Annotated in this window: 12 protein-coding genes; 2 read left to right on the top strand and 10 right to left on the bottom strand. The window is 57.0% G+C overall.

The window, feature by feature from the left end:
- Positions 1-20: 20 nt before the first annotated feature.
- From ACP7B1_RS08750 to rpsL, 8 genes are all read right to left on the bottom strand, one after another.
- Positions 21-314, bottom strand: coding sequence for a 50S ribosomal protein L23 (locus ACP7B1_RS08750; protein ID WP_223613265.1), 294 nt, complete (start codon positions 312-314; stop codon positions 21-23).
- Positions 311-931: a 50S ribosomal protein L4 gene (gene rplD / locus ACP7B1_RS08755; RefSeq protein WP_223613264.1), complete on the bottom strand. Its 621-nt coding sequence runs from the start codon at positions 929-931 to the stop codon at positions 311-313. Before rplD ends, ACP7B1_RS08750 begins: the two co-directional genes overlap by 4 nt.
- A complete protein-coding gene (gene rplC / locus ACP7B1_RS08760; RefSeq protein ID WP_105732685.1) occupies positions 931-1,668 on the bottom strand; it encodes a 50S ribosomal protein L3 in 738 nt (245 codons plus the stop codon). Before rplC ends, rplD begins: the two co-directional genes overlap by 1 nt.
- 25 nt (positions 1,669-1,693) lie before the next feature.
- Positions 1,694-2,002, bottom strand: coding sequence for a 30S ribosomal protein S10 (rpsJ, locus tag ACP7B1_RS08765; protein ID WP_008124902.1), 309 nt, complete (start codon positions 2,000-2,002; stop codon positions 1,694-1,696).
- A gap of 62 nt (positions 2,003-2,064) precedes the next feature.
- Positions 2,065-3,240: an elongation factor Tu gene (tuf, locus tag ACP7B1_RS08770; protein ID WP_105732669.1), complete on the bottom strand. Its 1,176-nt coding sequence runs from the start codon at positions 3,238-3,240 to the stop codon at positions 2,065-2,067.
- A gap of 65 nt (positions 3,241-3,305) precedes the next feature.
- Positions 3,306-5,393 (bottom strand): elongation factor G, encoded by a 2,088-nt coding sequence (gene fusA / locus ACP7B1_RS08775; protein ID WP_403174869.1) that lies wholly within the window; start codon positions 5,391-5,393, stop codon positions 3,306-3,308.
- A gap of 33 nt (positions 5,394-5,426) precedes the next feature.
- Complete coding sequence (rpsG, locus tag ACP7B1_RS08780) at positions 5,427-5,897, bottom strand: 30S ribosomal protein S7 (protein ID WP_105732683.1); 471 nt, start codon at positions 5,895-5,897, stop codon at positions 5,427-5,429.
- 60 nt (positions 5,898-5,957) lie between these two features.
- A complete protein-coding gene (rpsL, locus tag ACP7B1_RS08785; RefSeq protein WP_008121760.1) occupies positions 5,958-6,329 on the bottom strand; it encodes a 30S ribosomal protein S12 in 372 nt (123 codons plus the stop codon).
- A 473-nt stretch (positions 6,330-6,802) separates the two neighbouring features.
- On the opposite strand from rpsL, the gene ACP7B1_RS08790 reads away from it, so the two are divergent.
- The gene (locus ACP7B1_RS08790) at positions 6,803-7,084 is read left to right on the top strand and encodes a hypothetical protein (protein WP_346306317.1); all 282 of its coding nucleotides are present in this window, start codon (positions 6,803-6,805) and stop codon (positions 7,082-7,084) included.
- A 157-nt stretch (positions 7,085-7,241) separates the two neighbouring features.
- A complete protein-coding gene (locus tag ACP7B1_RS08795) occupies positions 7,242-8,042 on the top strand; it encodes a CPBP family intramembrane glutamic endopeptidase (protein ID WP_346306318.1) in 801 nt (266 codons plus the stop codon).
- A gap of 59 nt (positions 8,043-8,101) precedes the next feature.
- Here the strand turns inward: ACP7B1_RS08795 and rpoC are convergent, their stop codons facing one another.
- A complete protein-coding gene (gene rpoC / locus ACP7B1_RS08800; RefSeq protein ID WP_346306319.1) occupies positions 8,102-12,310 on the bottom strand; it encodes a DNA-directed RNA polymerase subunit beta' in 4,209 nt (1,402 codons plus the stop codon).
- 143 nt (positions 12,311-12,453) lie between these two features.
- Positions 12,454-16,605 carry a DNA-directed RNA polymerase subunit beta gene (gene rpoB, locus ACP7B1_RS08805; RefSeq protein WP_223613255.1) on the bottom strand — a complete coding sequence of 1,384 codons (4,152 nt, stop codon included), beginning with the start codon at positions 16,603-16,605 and terminating at the stop codon, positions 12,454-12,456.
- Between the last annotated feature and the right edge of the window lie 72 nt (positions 16,606-16,677).

Below are 16,677 nucleotides of genomic sequence, written 5' to 3' on the forward strand. Positions count from 1 at the left end.
TGTCTTTACTCCACGGCCCCTCAGAGACCAGTCGAAACATCGATCGACTGCCCTTCGGCAAGCGTCACGATAGCTTTCTTGACATCACTCTGGCGCCCGACGATGCCGCGGAACCGCTTCACCTTGCCTTTGCGCACAGCTGTATTGACTGCAGTTACCTTCACGCGAAACAGCGCTTCGACTGCGGCCTTGATTTCCGGCTTCGTTGCCTTGCGGGCCACGTTGAAGACGACCTGGTTATGTTCGGAAACCAGGGTCGACTTTTCGGTGATAACCGGGCTGACGATCACGTCGTAATGGCGAAGATCGGTCATTTGAAACGCTCCTCGAGAGCTTCAACTGCAGCCTTGGAAAGCACGAGCTTGCCGCGACGCAGGATGTCATAAACATTGATGCCCTGAATTGGCAGAACATCGATGTTCGGGATGTTCGAAGCAGCGCGACGGAAATTCGCATCAATCTCGGCACCGCCGATGAGAAGCGCATTTTCGAAGCCCAGCTTGGCGAACTGCGAAACAAGTACCTTTGTCTTGGCGTCGGTAGCGGCCAGCTCATCGATGATGATGAGCTCGGAAGCCTTTACCTTGGCAGACAGGGCATGACGGAGCGCGAGAGCGCGAACCTTCTTCGGCAGGTCATGTTCGTGGCTGTGAACAACCGGACCATGCGCCTTACCACCGCCGCGGAACTGCGGAGCACGTGCCGAATGGTGACGGGCGCGGCCCGTACCCTTCTGCTTGTACATCTTGGCGCCGGTGCGTGCGATTTCCGAACGACCCTTTGCCTTGTGTGTTCCCTGCTGCTTGCGGGCGAGCTGGTAACGGACCATGCGCTGAAGGATGTCGTCGCGTGGCTCAAGGCCGAAAATCTCTTCCGAGAGCTTCACCTTGCCGGCGTCTTTGCCTTCAAGTGTTGTAATTGTGAGATCCATTATACGGCTCCCTCAGTCGTCTGAGCTACTTCTGCATCAGACACAGCTGCTGCGGCGTTTGCGGCCTGGCGAACACCAGCTGGCTTGGGGGCAGTTGCCGGCAGCGCTACCTTGACGGCATCGCGTACCAGGATCCATGCACCCTTGGAGCCAGGAACAGCACCACGAACGAGAATAAGACCACGATCCAGATCCGTCGAAACGACTTCGATGTTCTGGGTCGTCACGCGGGTCTGACCCATGTGACCGGCCATCTTCTTGCCCTTGAACACTTTACCCGGGTCCTGACGCTGACCGGTCGAACCGTGAGCGCGGTGTGTTACCGAGTTACCGTGTGTGGCGCGGTGACCACCGAAGTTGTGGCGCTTCATCGAACCGGCAAAACCTTTACCGATCGACGTACCCGTCACATCAACCTTCTGACCAGCAACGAAATGCTCGGCCGTGATCTCAACACCGACATCCAAGAGGTTGTCGGCAGAAACGCGGAACTCAGCCACTTTCGCCTTTGGCTCAACGGAGGCCTTCGCGAAATGACCGCGCAATGCCTGCGTTGTATTCTTTACTTTGGCCAGTCCAACACCGAGCTGAACAGCTGTGTAGCCATTCTTCTCGACTGTACGCTGAGCCACGACATGGCAATTCTCCATACGAAGAACTGTCACAGGTACATGCTCGCCTGCGTCATTGTAGACGCGAGTCATGCCCAGCTTCTGTGCAATTACACCTGAACGCATCGGTTCGTCCTTCCGTCCTCAAGCCTTACAGCTTGATCTCGACATCAACACCAGCGGAAAGATCGAGCTTCATCAGCGCGTCTACTGTCTGCGGGGTTGGGTCTACGATATCGAGAAGACGCTTATGAGTGCGCATCTCGAACTGTTCGCGGCTCTTCTTGTCGATGTGCGGCGAGCGGTTTACTGTGAACTTCTCGATCCGTGTAGGAAGCGGGATCGGTCCGCGCACATTGGCACCGGTACGCTTGGCAGTCGACACGATTTCCCGCGTCGAATCGTCAAGGATCCGATGATCAAACGCCTTGAGGCGAATGCGGATGTTTTGACCGTTCATTTCATCTTTTCCTTGTTTAGCGGAGACGCCTATAGCAGGCGCCTCTGCATAAAACCTTAATATTACTCAATGATCGAAGCGACGATGCCTGCACCGACGGTGCGGCCACCTTCACGGATAGCGAAGCGCAGCTTCTCTTCCATTGCGATCGGCACGATCAGCGTCACATCAACCGAGATGTTGTCGCCGGGCATGACCATTTCCGTGCCTTCCGGCAGCGTCACCACACCCGTCACGTCGGTCGTGCGGAAGTAGAACTGCGGACGGTAGTTGGAGAAGAATGGCGTATGACGGCCACCTTCGTCCTTCGTCAGGATGTAGGCTTCTGCCTTGAACTTCGTGTGCGGCTTGACCGAACCTGGCTTGGCAAGGATCTGGCCGCGCTCGACGTCTTCACGGCCAACGCCGCGGATCAGCGCGCCGATGTTGTCGCCGGCCTGGCCCTGGTCGAGCAGCTTGCGGAACATTTCAACGCCGGTCACCGTCGTCTTCGTCGTCGGCTTGATGCCGATGATTTCAACTTCTTCACCAACCTTGACGATACCGCGTTCAACGCGGCCCGTCACAACCGTACCACGACCCGAGATCGAGAACACGTCTTCGATCGGCATCAGGAACGGCTGGTCAACCGGACGCTCCGGCGTCGGGATGTACTTGTCGACTTCCGCCATCAGCGCGCGCACCGCGTCTTCGCCGATTTCCTTGTTGGAATCTTCCAGTGCGGCCAGCGCCGAACCCTTGACGATCGGCACATCGTCGCCCGGGAAGTCGTACTTCGACAGAAGCTCGCGCACTTCCAGTTCAACCAGTTCCAGAAGCTCGGCATCGTCAACCTGGTCGACCTTGTTCAGGAAAACCACGATCGCCGGAACGCCAACCTGACGGGCCAGCAGGATGTGCTCGCGCGTCTGCGGCATCGGGCCGTCGGCTGCCGATACAACCAGGATCGCGCCGTCCATCTGCGCCGCACCGGTGATCATGTTCTTCACATAGTCGGCGTGGCCGGGGCAATCGACGTGCGCGTAGTGGCGCGCTGCCGTCTCGTACTCGACGTGCGCCGTCGAAATGGTGATGCCGCGCGCCTTTTCTTCCGGTGCCGCGTCGATCTGGTCGTACGCCTTGAACTCTCCGAAATACTTCGTAATCGCTGCCGTCAACGATGTCTTGCCATGGTCAACGTGACCAATCGTGCCGATGTTGACGTGCGGCTTGTTACGTTCAAACTTGCTCTTAGCCATCTGAGCTCTCCGTTATATGTTCGCCTGCTCAGGCTTAACTCAACTGTCACGCGCAACCGTCAGGGTTACGCAAACTTCTTCTGAATTTCCTGTGCGACTGCTGTCGGAACAGGTTCGTAGTGATCAAACTGCATCGTGTACTGTGCACGACCCTGGCTCATCGAACGCAGCGTGTTCACATAACCAAACATGTTGGCCAGCGGCACGTTTGCATTGACGACCGTAGCAATGCCACGGGCTTCGGTACCCGAAATCTGACCACGACGTGAATTCAGATCGCCGATTACGTCACCGACATAATCTTCAGGCGTTACAACTTCGACCTTCATGATCGGCTCGAGCAGCTGGGCACCAGCTTCGCGGGCAGCTTCGCGGAATGCCGCACGGCCTGCGATTTCGAATGCCAGAACCGACGAGTCGACATCATGGTAGGCGCCGTCGATCAGCGTGGCTTTCACGCCGAGCATCGGGAAGCCTGCGAGCGGACCCGCACCCATGACGCTTTCAATACCCTTCTGAACGCCCGGAATGTATTCCTTCGGTACAGAGCCGCCGACGATCTTCGATTCGAAGATGAAATCGTCGCCATCGTGGGGTTCGAAGATGATCTTGACGCGAGCGAACTGACCCGAACCACCCGACTGCTTCTTGTGGGTGTAGTCCTGTTCCTTCTTGCGTGTGATCGATTCGCGGTAGGCAACCTGCGGCTGACCAACATTCGCCTCGACCTTGAACTCGCGACGCATACGGTCAACGAGAATGTCGAGATGAAGTTCGCCCATGCCGGCGATGATTGTCTGACCCGACTCTTCATCCGACTTGACGCGGAATGAAGGATCTTCAGCAGCAAGACGGTTCAGCGCAATGCCCATCTTTTCCTGGTCGGCCTTGGTCTTCGGCTCGATCGCGATTTCGATAACCGGATCGGGGAATTCCATGCGTTCCAGGATAACTGGCTTCAGCGGATCGCAGAGCGTGTCACCTGTCGTTGTTTCTTTCAGGCCTGCCAGAGCAACGATGTCGCCGGCAAACGCTTCTTCAATGTCTTCACGCGAGTTGGAATGCATCTGCAGCATACGGCCGATACGTTCGCGCTTGTTCTTGACTGTGTTGTCGAGCGAAACACCCTTGGTCAGCTTGCCGGAATAGATGCGGCAGAAAGTCAGCGAACCAACGAACGGATCGTTCATGATCTTGAATGCGAGCATCGACAGAGGCTCTTCATCCGAAGACTTGCGGGTTGTCTCGCCATCGGTCTTCGGGTCGATACCCTTGATCGAAGGAACGTCAACCGGCGAAGGCAGGTATTCAACAACACCATCAAGCAGAGGCTGTACGCCCTTGTTCTTGAAGGCCGAACCGCAGAATACCGGATGGAATTCAACACGGCAGGTGCCGGTGCGGATCAGAGCGCGCAGAGCGTCATTGTCAGGCATGTTGCCTTCCAGATACGCTTCCATCGCAGCTTCATCGACTTCAACGGCAGCTTCGATCAGCTTTTCGCGGTATTCTTCAGCCTTGGCTTGCAGATCAGCAGGGATCTCAACGACATCCCACTGCGCACCCAGCTGCTCATCGCGCCAGACCAGAGCCTTCATTTCGATCAGATCGACGACGCCCTTGAATTCTGTCTCTGCACCGATCGGCAGCTGCATGACAACAGCCTTGGCACCAAGACGGGTCTTGACCATTTCAACGCAGCGATCGAAATCGGCGCCGGTCTTGTCCATCTTGTTGACGAAGATCATGCGCGGAACATGATACTTCTCAGCCTGACGCCAAACGGTTTCCGTCTGCGGCTCCACGCCGGCATTGGCATCGAGCAGCGCGATCGCACCGTCGAGAACGCGCAGCGAGCGCTCGACTTCAATCGTGAAGTCGACGTGACCTGGCGTGTCGATGATGTTGAAGCGACGCTTCTTGCCATCGCGGCCTGTCCAGTAGGTGGTGGTTGCAGCGGACGTGATCGTGATGCCACGCTCCTGCTCCTGCTCCATCCAATCCATGGTTGCAGCGCCATCATGGACTTCACCGATTTTGTGCGACTTGCCGGTGTAATAAAGAATACGCTCGGTGGTCGTGGTCTTGCCGGCGTCGATGTGCGCCATAATACCGAAATTACGGTAGTCTTCGATTTTATATTCGCGGGCCATGATATGGTGCCTTCAAGAATAGGGTTTCGACGATTACCAGCGGTAATGCGAGAATGCGCGGTTGGCTTCTGCCATGCGATGCGTGTCTTCACGCTTCTTCACAGCCGAGCCACGGTTGTTTGCCGCATCCAGGAGTTCACCGGACAGGCGATCAATCATCGTGGTCTCATTGCGACCGCGAGCAGCATTGATCAGCCAACGGATGGCAAGAGCCTGACGACGCTCTGGACGAACATCGACCGGAACCTGGTATGTTGCACCACCAACACGGCGCGAGCGCACTTCAACGTGCGGCGCAACATTGTCGAGGGCCTGATGGAACAGGGCAACCGGCTCCTGCTTGCTCTTGGCTTCAACCGACTCAAGCGCACCGTAAACGATACGCTCAGCGATCGACTTCTTGCCATGATGCATGACTGCATTCATGAACTTCGTCAGAACGAGATCGCCGAACTTTGGATCCGGGTTGATCTCACGCTTTTCTGCACTATGGCGTCTGGACATACTTTTTGTCTCTTATCTGCATCGGGTTGACCTACCTGGTGGCCAAAGTCCCGGAAAATCTTACTTCGGACGCTTTGCACCGTACTTGGAACGGCGCTGCTTACGGTTCTTGACGCCCTGCGTATCGAGAACACCACGGATGATGTGGTAACGAACGCCCGGCAAATCCTTGACACGACCGCCGCGGATCATCACGACAGAGTGCTCCTGAAGGTTGTGGCCTTCACCCGGAATGTATCCGATAACTTCGAAGCCATTCGTCAAACGCACCTTGGCAACCTTACGCAGAGCCGAGTTCGGCTTCTTCGGGGTCGTCGTATAGACGCGGGTGCAAACGCCGCGCTTCTGCGGGTTTTCCTGCAAGGCAGGAACTTTATTGCGCTTTACCGGCGCAGTGCGCGGCTTGCGGATCAACTGGTTTACGGTAGGCATTCAACCTTCCCTCTTTCACAAATCTCGTATCTTCGCCCGTCAGGGCCGTTTCAGCGCCATGCTCATGCACGAATTCGGGCAACTAAACCACCGCGAGGGTGGTTGCCCGAATAAAAGCAGAGGAAGCCTTAAGAGCTTCATGCGAGCGGCAAATTGCATTTCGATCGTAAAACGAACCCTGTTTGAGATGAACTCCAGAGCGTGTCGCTCCGAAACAGCCAATCTCACATCGGCTCAGATGTGCTGCTGATACTTTGTCCCCTGCTCCACGTCAAGCCTGAACACCAAATTTTATTAAGGTTTGGAGCGTTTTGGGGCGCTTTGCGGCCTGATGGTAAGATTGTTTCGCCTAAAGAGCACGAATTCAAGCAATCTTTCGCACCGTGCACAGAGATTTGTGGCACTGGCGAGACGCCTGCGGCCATTTTGGCTAGTCTTATGGCTTGTAACACACAGATTCGGGAATCATTAACATGTCCACTGCCCCTGCCGACTCAAAGCCGGTCCATCTCATCGTTGCCGACGTCTGGAAGAAAGGCGAGGAAGAGCCGCTGCAGGTGCATGTTCTCCTGATGAACGACGATGCCGACGGGCTGGTTGAAACCGCCCTGCAGATTCTGGCCAATGAAGGCTATGAAGAGGCTGAACTCTTGGAGATCGGCACGCTGACAAGCGAACCGGAGGAAGAACCGCACCTCTCCGCCTGGAAGACCGCCCTCACCGGCCAGGCCGCGCTGATCGAGTTTGACCAATAGCGCCTTGCGCCCTCATTCAACCTTTATGCCGCCGCCCTAGGAATAAAGGAGTATAGCCTCGGGCGCGTCAGTAGCGTAATTTTGCGCCGGTTTTGGCAGGCCAGCGGGTCGGATCGATAGGTTTCGCGGATCACGAGGTCTTGCGGGGGGCATCGATGTGCAACAATCCCGATCAGGCAATGCATCCCGCAGGACCGCCTGGTTTCTCACGCTTTTCGTGATCATCGGCATCATCCCCCTGGCAAAGTCGGTTGCCTATATGACCGTGGATCTGCTTTTCCATGTTGTCAGGCTCATCGACTATGACACCTGGGTTTACGCGCTTCACGGCGAAAGCCCACAATACATGACGATGTTCGGCTTTCTCAACGCGATAGTGGAAGCATTGATGACGGCAGGCGTTTTATCGCGCCTGTTTCCCGTTTTCGGCTTCCGCGTGCGGGACCTTCTCAAATTCGGAAAATTTCACTGGTCGTTTCTGCCGATCATCCTGATCGTCCCCTTGATGCCGAGTGCCATCTACGTTGCGCTCGACGCCATATTCCATCTCGGTTTCCATATGGGATCTGTTCCGCCGTGGAATGCCCTTTGGATGCTGCTGATTGTCAAAAGTCTCGCGGTACCCATAACCGAAGAACTCGGCTTTCGCGGGCTGCTCTTCTCACGCGGCCTGACATTGGGGTTTTCCAGTACCGCCGTCGTGATCGCGACGGGTCTGGCCTTTTCGTTCATGCACATATCAGCCGAGACGGGTGTTTTCAGCTTCGTTGCCACCCTTCCCGCCGCCTTTTGCGCGGGATGGCTGAGACTGAAAAGCGGTGCGATTTTCTGGCCCATTCTTCTGCACGCCGTCATCAATTGCATTCCGCTGCAGACGCTGCTGTTTCTCTGGTATGCGGGCAATCACAGGGGCATCGAGCTCAGCCTGCAGGCACTCGGTTTCGACATATTCTTCTAGCCCAAACAAAAAGGCCGCCCCGAAAGGCGGCCTTTTCAATGTCGTCGTGTGCAACCGGCTTATTCGGCCGGGGTGCCTGTCATGTCGGTCAGCATGGCGTCGACCTTGGCAGCACCGGCTCCGCTTTCCTTGCGGCGCTCGTCGATGATCAGCTCGTCGCGGGCACCGGCAATGCGGCGGATCTGCTTGACCGTTCCACCCGTACCAGCCGGGATCAGACGGCCAACGATGACGTTTTCCTTCAGGCCCTGCAGCGCATCCATCTTGCCGGCAACGGCAGCTTCCGTGAGGACGCGTGTCGTTTCCTGGAAGGACGCAGCCGAGATGAAGGACGGCGTCTGCAGCGAAGCCTTGGTGATACCCAGGAGAACCGGAGTACCGTAACCTGGCTTCTTGCCATCTTCCTCGAGACGTTCGTTGATCTCATCCAGCTCGATCCGGTCGACATGGTCACCGGCGATGAAGCCAGTGTCACCGGATTCGGTGATTTCGACCTTCTGCAGCATCTGGCGGACAATCACTTCGATGTGCTTGTCGTTGATCAGAACGCCCTGCAGACGATAGACTTCCTGGATTTCATTGACGAGATATGAAGCGAGTGCTTCCACGCCCTTGATGGCCAGAATGTCATGCGGTGCCGGGTTGCCGTCGAGGATGTAATCGCCCTTTTCGATCGCATCGCCATCCTGAAGATGGAAAGGCTTGCCCTTGGGGATCAGATACTCAACAGGCTCGAGCGTCTCGTCGTTCGGTTCGATGACGATGCGGCGCTTGTTCTTGTAGTCGCGGCCAAAACGAACCGTACCATCGATTTCGGCGATGATCGCATGGTCCTTTGGACGGCGTGCTTCGAACAGTTCCGCAACGCGCGGCAGACCACCGGTGATGTCCTTGGTCTTGGCGCTTTCCATCGGGATACGGGCAAGAACGTCACCCGCCTTCACGTGCGAGCCGGGCTCAACCGACAGGATCGATTCAACCGACAGCTGGAAGCGAGCATCGCCGCCCTTTGCCAGTTTCAGAACCTTGCCGGCCTTGTCCTTGACAACGATGCAAGGCTTCAGGTCCGAACCGCGCGGTGTCGAACGCCAGTCGATGACCACGCGCTTGGTGATACCGGTGGACTCGTCCGTCGTTTCCGAAACGGAGAGACCGTCGACCATGTCTTCGAATTCGACATGACCTTCGACTTCCGTCATGACCGGGCGGGTATAAGGATCCCACTCGGCAACACGCTGGCCGCGCTTAACCGTATCGCCATCATCGACATAGATGCGCGAACCGTAGGTGACGCGGTGTGTCGCCCGTTCCTTGCCTGTCGCATCAAGAATGACAACAGCCATGTTACGGCCCATGACAACCAGATGGCCATCGGAGTTGCGCACCACATTGCGGTTACGGATCTGCACCGTGCCTTCATAGCTGGCTTCGAGGAACGACTGATCCACAACCTGCGCCGTACCACCAAGGTGGAACGTACGCATCGTCAGCTGCGTGCCAGGCTCACCGATCGACTGAGCGGCGATAACGCCGACAGCTTCACCCTGATTGACCGGCGTACCACGGGCCAGATCGCGGCCGTAGCACTTGGCGCAGATGCCGCCACGGGTCTCACAGGTGAGAGCCGAACGGATGCGGATGGACTGGACGCCCGCCTTTTCGATGGCATCGATATCGAACTCGTCAATGATGTTGCCGCCGGTAACCAGAACGTCTCCCGTCAGCGGATGCAGGATGTCTTCGAGCGCCGTACGGCCGAGAACACGCTGGCCAATGGTCGCAACGACCTGACCGGCATCAACGATCGGCTGCATGGTGAGGCCCGTTGTCGTGCCGCAATCCACCGAGATAACGATGCAATCCTGCGCGACGTCGACGAGACGGCGTGTCAGGTAACCGGAGTTGGCCGTCTTCAAGGCGGTATCAGCAAGACCCTTACGGGCACCGTGGGTCGAGTTGAAGTACTCGTTCACGGTCAGGCCTTCCTTGAAGTTCGAAATGATCGGCGTTTCGATGATTTCGCCCGAAGGCTTGGCCATCAGTCCGCGCATGCCGCCCAGCTGGCGCATCTGGTTCGGCGAACCACGAGCACCCGAGTGCGACATCATGTAGATCGAGTTCATCTGCTTCTGGCGGCCAGTGACAGGATCGAACTCGACAGCCTTAATGCGGGCCATCATTTCGTCGGCGACCTTCTCGGTGCACTTGCCCCAGGCGTCGACGACCTTGTTGTACTTCTCGCCCTGAGTGATCAGGCCGTCATTGTACTGCTGTTCGTATTCGGTCGCCAAAGCTTCGGTCTCGGCAACGAGCTTCGCCTTGGTTTCCGGAATGACCATGTCGTCCTTGCCGAAGGAAATACCGGCACGGCAGGCATGGGAGAAGCCGAGCTGCATGATACGATCGCAGAAAATGACCGTCTCTTTCTGTCCGCAATGGCGATAGACCGTGTCGATCATCTTGGAGATGTTCTTCTTGGTCATTTCCTGGTTGCAGATGTCGAAAGGCACATTGTGGTGCTTCGGCAGCAGCTCACCGATGATCATGCGACCAGGCGTGGTCTCGTAGATCTTCGATGTCGGCTTGCCGTCCGCATCAATGCTCTTGAAGCGGCCCTTGATCTTGGTGTGAAGGGTGACAGCACCGCTGCCGATAGCATGGTGAAGCTCGCCCATATCGGCAAAGGCCATGCCTTCGCCCGGCTCTTTGGCCGCCACGATCGACAGATAGTACAGGCCCAGAACCATGTCCTGCGACGGAACGATAACCGGCAGACCGTTTGCAGGGTGCAGGATGTTGTTCGTCGACATCATCAGAACGCGGGCTTCAAGCTGCGCTTCCAGAGAAAGCGGAACGTGAACAGCCATCTGGTCACCGTCGAAGTCCGCGTTGAAAGCGGTACAGACGAGCGGATGCAGCTGGATTGCCTTGCCTTCGATCAGGGTGGGTTCGAATGCCTGGATGCCAAGACGGTGCAGCGTCGGCGCACGGTTCAGGAGAACCGGATGCTCGCGGATGACTTCGTCAAGGATGTCCCAGACTTCCGGCTTTTCCTTTTCAACCAGCTTCTTCGCCTGCTTGACGGTCGAGGAGTAACCCTTGGCGTCGAGACGGGCATAGATGAAGGGCTTGAACAGTTCGAGCGCCATCTTCTTCGGCAGACCGCACTGGTGCAGCTTCAGTTCCGGACCGGTCACGATGACCGAACGGCCGGAATAGTCTACGCGCTTGCCGAGCAGGTTCTGACGGAAGCGGCCCTGCTTGCCCTTGAGCATGTCGGACAGCGACTTCAGCGGACGCTTGTTGGCACCCGTGATGACGCGGCCGCGACGGCCGTTGTCGAACAGTGCATCAACCGATTCCTGAAGCATGCGCTTCTCGTTGCGGATGATGATGCCAGGTGCGCGCAGTTCGATCAGGCGCTTCAGACGGTTGTTGCGGTTGATCACACGACGATAGAGGTCGTTGAGATCGGACGTCGCAAAGCGGCCGCCATCCAGCGGAACAAGCGGGCGCAGGTCCGGCGGAATGACCGGAACGATCTTCATGATCATCCATTCCGGACGGTTACCCGATTCCAGGAAGTTTTCGACGATCTTCAGACGCTTCATCAGCTTCTTCTGCTTCAGATCCGAAGTCGTTGTCGCCAGCTCTTCACGCAGATCGCCGGCAATCTTCTCCAGATCCATGGAAGCCAGAAGCTCATGGATAGCTTCCGCGCCGATCAGTGCCGTGAAGGAATCTTCACCGAACTCATCGACAGCGATCATGTATTCTTCCTCTGAAAGCAGCTGATGCTCTTTCAGGGATGTCAGGCCGGGCTCGGTCACGATGTAGTTCTCGAAATAGAGAACGCGCTCGATGCCCTTGAGGGTCATGTCGAGCAAAGTGCCGATACGGCTTGGCAGAGACTTCAGGAACCAGATGTGCGCAACCGGGGCTGCGAGTTCGATATGGCCCATGCGCTCACGGCGAACGCGCGACAGCGTTACTTCCACGCCGCACTTTTCGCAGATGATGCCCTTGTATTTCATACGCTTGTACTTGCCGCACAAGCATTCATAGTCCTTGATCGGCCCGAAGATCCGAGCACAGAAGAGACCATCCCGCTCAGGCTTGAATGTGCGGTAGTTGATCGTCTCCGGCTTCTTGATCTCACCGTATGACCAGGACAGAATCTTCTCAGGGCTGGCAATCGAAATCCGGATGGAATCGAATGCCTGTACAGGCACCTGAGGATTGAAAAGATTCATGACCTCTTGGTTCATGCCGTTTCTCCATGGGGCAAAAATTGCCCTCTGCTTGCGATGGAATGATCCGCCGTCGCGGGTCCATCTAGATCAAATGCCGCTTCTGCAGCGGCTCGAAACAAAATGGTCGGGTGCGCGGCAAACCGCGCACCCTAACTTTTTTACTCTGCCGCGTCAGGCAAAGCCTGCTGCTCTTGCTGGCGTGTATCGTCCAGCTCGACATTGAGACCGAGCGAACGCATTTCCTTGACGAGAACGTTGAAGCTCTCCGGAATACCGGCCTCGAACGTATCGTCACCGCGGACGATCGCTTCGTAGACCTTGGTACGGCCGGCGACGTCATCGGACTTGACCGTGAGCATTTCCTGCAGCGTGTAGGCCGCACCGTATGCTTCCAGGGCCCAGACCTCCATTTCACCGAAACGCTGACCGCCGAACTGGGCCTTGCCGCCCAGGGGCTGCTGCGTGACGAGTGAGTATGGTCCGATCGAACGGGCGTGGATCTTGTCGTCGACCAGGTGGTGCAGCTTCAGCATGTAAATGTAGCCGACAGTCACCTGACGATCGAAAGTTTCACCCGTACGTCCGTCATAGAGCGTCGACTGACCGGAAGCCTTCAGACCCGCCTGCTCCAGCATCACGTTGATGTCTGGCTCATGCGCACCGTCAAACACCGGCGTTGCAATCGACACGCCGCGCTTCATCTGCTCACCAAGACGCACGATGCTCTCGTCGTCATAGTTGCGGACTGGCTCGTTCCGGTCGTTGTCGGGGATGATCGACTCGATCGTCGCCCGCAGCGGCTGGATATCGCCCTGTCCACTGGCTGCATACTGCGCCTTGTAGGCTTCGATCAGATCACCGATCTTCTTGCCCATTCCGGCGCAGGCCCAGCCCAGATGCGTTTCCAGAATCTGGCCAACGTTCATGCGGCTTGGCACGCCAAGCGGATTGAGCACGATGTCGACATGCGTTCCGTCTTCGAGGAACGGCATATCTTCAACGGCGGCAATACGCGAGACAACACCCTTGTTGCCGTGACGGCCGGCCATCTTGTCGCCTGGCTGGATCTTGCGCTTCACAGCAACAAAGACCTTGACCATCTTCATGACGCCTGGAGGCATCTCGTCGCCGCGCTGTACCTTTTCGACCTTGTCCATGAAGCGCTGTTCGAGCAGCTTCTTGGAGTCATCGTACTGGTTGCGCAGAGCTTCGATTTCGCCCTGAAGCTTCTCGTCCTCGACAGCGAACTGCCACCACTGGGAACGCGGGTGTTCACCCATGACTTCCGTCGTGACAACAGTGCCCTTCTTGAACGACTTCGGTCCGGCAACGGCAGGCTTGCCATTGAGAACGTCAGCCAGACGGCCATAGACGTTGCGGTCAAGAATAGCCTGTTCGTCGTCGCGGTCCTTGGCCAAACGCTCGATTTCCTCGCGTTCGATCGCCATGGCACGTTCGTCCTTTTCAACGCCGTGGCGGTTGAAAACGCGAACTTCCACAACAGTACCGTAAGTCCCGGGCGGCATGCGCATCGAGGTGTCACGGACATCGGAAGCCTTTTCACCGAAGATGGCGCGCAGAAGCTTCTCTTCCGGCGTCATCGGGCTTTCGCCCTTCGGCGTGATCTTGCCGACGAGAATGTCGCCAGGCTGAACTTCCGCACCGATGTAAACGATACCGGCTTCGTCCAGGTTCTTCAGGGCTTCTTCCGAAACGTTCGGAATGTCGCGCGTGATTTCTTCCGGTCCAAGCTTCGTATCGCGGGCCATGACTTCGAATTCCTCGATATGGATCGAGGTGAAGACGTCATCCGAAACGATCTTTTCAGACAGAAGGATGGAATCTTCGTAGTTGTAGCCATTCCAGGGCATGAACGCGACAAGCACGTTGCGGCCGAGCGCCAGATCGCCCAGGTCCGTCGAAGGACCGTCGGCAATGATGTCGCCCTTTTCGATCCGGTCGCCAACACGAACCAGCGGACGCTGATTGATGCAGGTGTTCTGGTTCGAACGCTGGAACTTCATCAGGCGGTAGATATCGACGCCTGATTTGCCCGGTACGAGATCTTCCGTCGCACGGATAACAATACGCGTTGCATCGACCTGATCGACGATACCTGTGCGGCGTGCACCGATGGCGGCGCCGGAGTCACGGGCAACGATCGGCTCCATGCCGGTACCGACGAACGGTGCCTCGGCGCGAACCAGAGGTACGGCCTGACGCTGCATGTTCGAGCCCATCAGAGCGCGGTTGGCGTCGTCGTTTTCCAGGAACGGAATGAGCGCTGCGGCAACCGATACGAGCTGCTTCGGCGACACGTCCATCAGATCCACGTTTTCACGCGGAGCCATCAGAACTTCACCCGCATGACGGCAGACAACGAATTCGTCCGTGAAGGCGCCGGAAGCGTCGAGTTCCACATTGGCCTGCGCCACGTGATACTTGGCTTCTTCCATCGCCGAGAGATAGACGACGTCGTCCGTCACCTTGCCGTCAACGATCCGGCGGTACGGGCTTTCGATGAAGCCGTACTTGTTGACCCGGGCAAAGGTTGCGAGCGAGTTGATCAGACCGATGTTCGGGCCTTCCGGCGTTTCAATCGGGCAGATACGACCGTAATGCGTCGGATGCACGTCGCGGACTTCGAAGCCGGCACGCTCGCGGGTCAGACCACCAGGTCCAAGTGCCGAAAGACGGCGCTTGTGGGTGATTTCCGAAAGCGGGTTGGTCTGATCCATGAACTGCGACAGCTGCGAAGAACCGAAGAATTCGCGAACAGCAGCGGCTGCCGGCTTCGCATTGATCAGGTCCTGCGGCATCACGGTGTCGATTTCGATGGACGACATGCGTTCCTTGATGGCGCGCTCCATGCGGAGCAGGCCAACGCGGTACTGGTTTTCCATCAATTCGCCGACCGAACGCACGCGGCGGTTGCCGAGATTGTCGATGTCGTCGATTTCGCCGCGACCGTCGCGCAGATCGACCAGCATCTTGACCACAGCAAGGATATCTTCCTTGCGCAGGATGCGGACAGTGTCTTCCGCATTCAGGTCCAGACGCATGTTCATCTTCACGCGGCCGACAGCCGAGAGATCATAACGCTCGCTATCGAAGAACAGCGACTTGAACATGGCTTCAGCCGAGTCGATTGTCGGCGGCTCACCGGGACGCATGACGCGGTAGATGTCGAACAGGGCGTCCTGACGGCTCTCGTTCTTGTCGACGGCCAGCGTGTTGCGGATATACGGTCCGATATTGACATGGTCGATATCGAGAACGTTGATCTCTGCTACACCCGTGTCGAGCAGAACCTTGAGGGTCTTCTCGTCCAGCTCATCACCGGCTTCGAGATAGACTTCACCGGTTTCCATGTTGACGATGTCTTCGGCAAGATACATGCCGAACAGGTCGTCTTCCGTTGCCTTGATGAACTTCAGGCCCTTTTCAGCAAGCTGCTTGGCAGCGCGGGCTGTCAGCTTCTTGCCGGACTCGAGAATGACTTCACCGGTATCGGCATCGATAACGTCGGTTGTCGCCTTGAAACCGCGGAAACGATCGACGGAGAACGGAATGCGCCAGGTGTCGCCGTCACGGCTGAACATCAGCGAATTGTAGAACGTCGACAGGATTTCTTCGCTGTCCATGCCCAGCGCCATCAAAAGCGATGTCGCAGGAATCTTGCGGCGGCGGTCGATACGCGCATAGACCACGTCCTTGGCATCGAACTCGATGTCAAGCCAGGAACCGCGGTAAGGAATGACGCGCGCAGCAAACAGCAGCTTGCCCGACGAATGGGTCTTGCCCTTGTCGTGATCGAAGAAAACGCCCGGCGAACGGTGCATCTGCGAAACGATGACGCGCTCGGTACCGTTGACGATGAACGTGCCGTTATCGGTCATGAGCGGCATGTCGCCCATGTAAACGTCCTGTTCCTTGATGTCCTTGATCGACTTGGCGCCCGTATCCTCGTCAATATCGAACACGATCAGGCGCAGCGTGACTTTCAGCGGTGCAGCATAGGTCAGATCGCGCTGACGGCATTCGTCAACGTCGAATTTTGGAGCTTCAAATTCATACTTGACGAATTCAAGCATGGAAGCGCCGGAGAAATCCTGGATCGGGAACACAGACTTGAACACAGCCTGCAGACCTTCATCAAGACGCCCGCCTTTCGGCTCCTCAACCATGAGGAACTGATCGTAGGAAGCCTTCTGAACCTCGATGAGGTTCGGCATCTCTGCGACTTCAGGGATCTTACCGAAAAACTTGCGTACGCGCCTACGACCGTTAAAAGTATGGGTCTGAGCCATCGTCGCTCCTCGTCTTTGCGCCAGCGGAAACTGGCATGTTTCTTAAAACCGCTTTTGCGGCCCCGTGAACGG

The sequence above is a fragment of the Phyllobacterium sp. SL163 genome (assembly GCF_049896885.1).
GTDB lineage: Bacteria > Pseudomonadota > Alphaproteobacteria > Rhizobiales > Rhizobiaceae > Phyllobacterium > Phyllobacterium calauticae.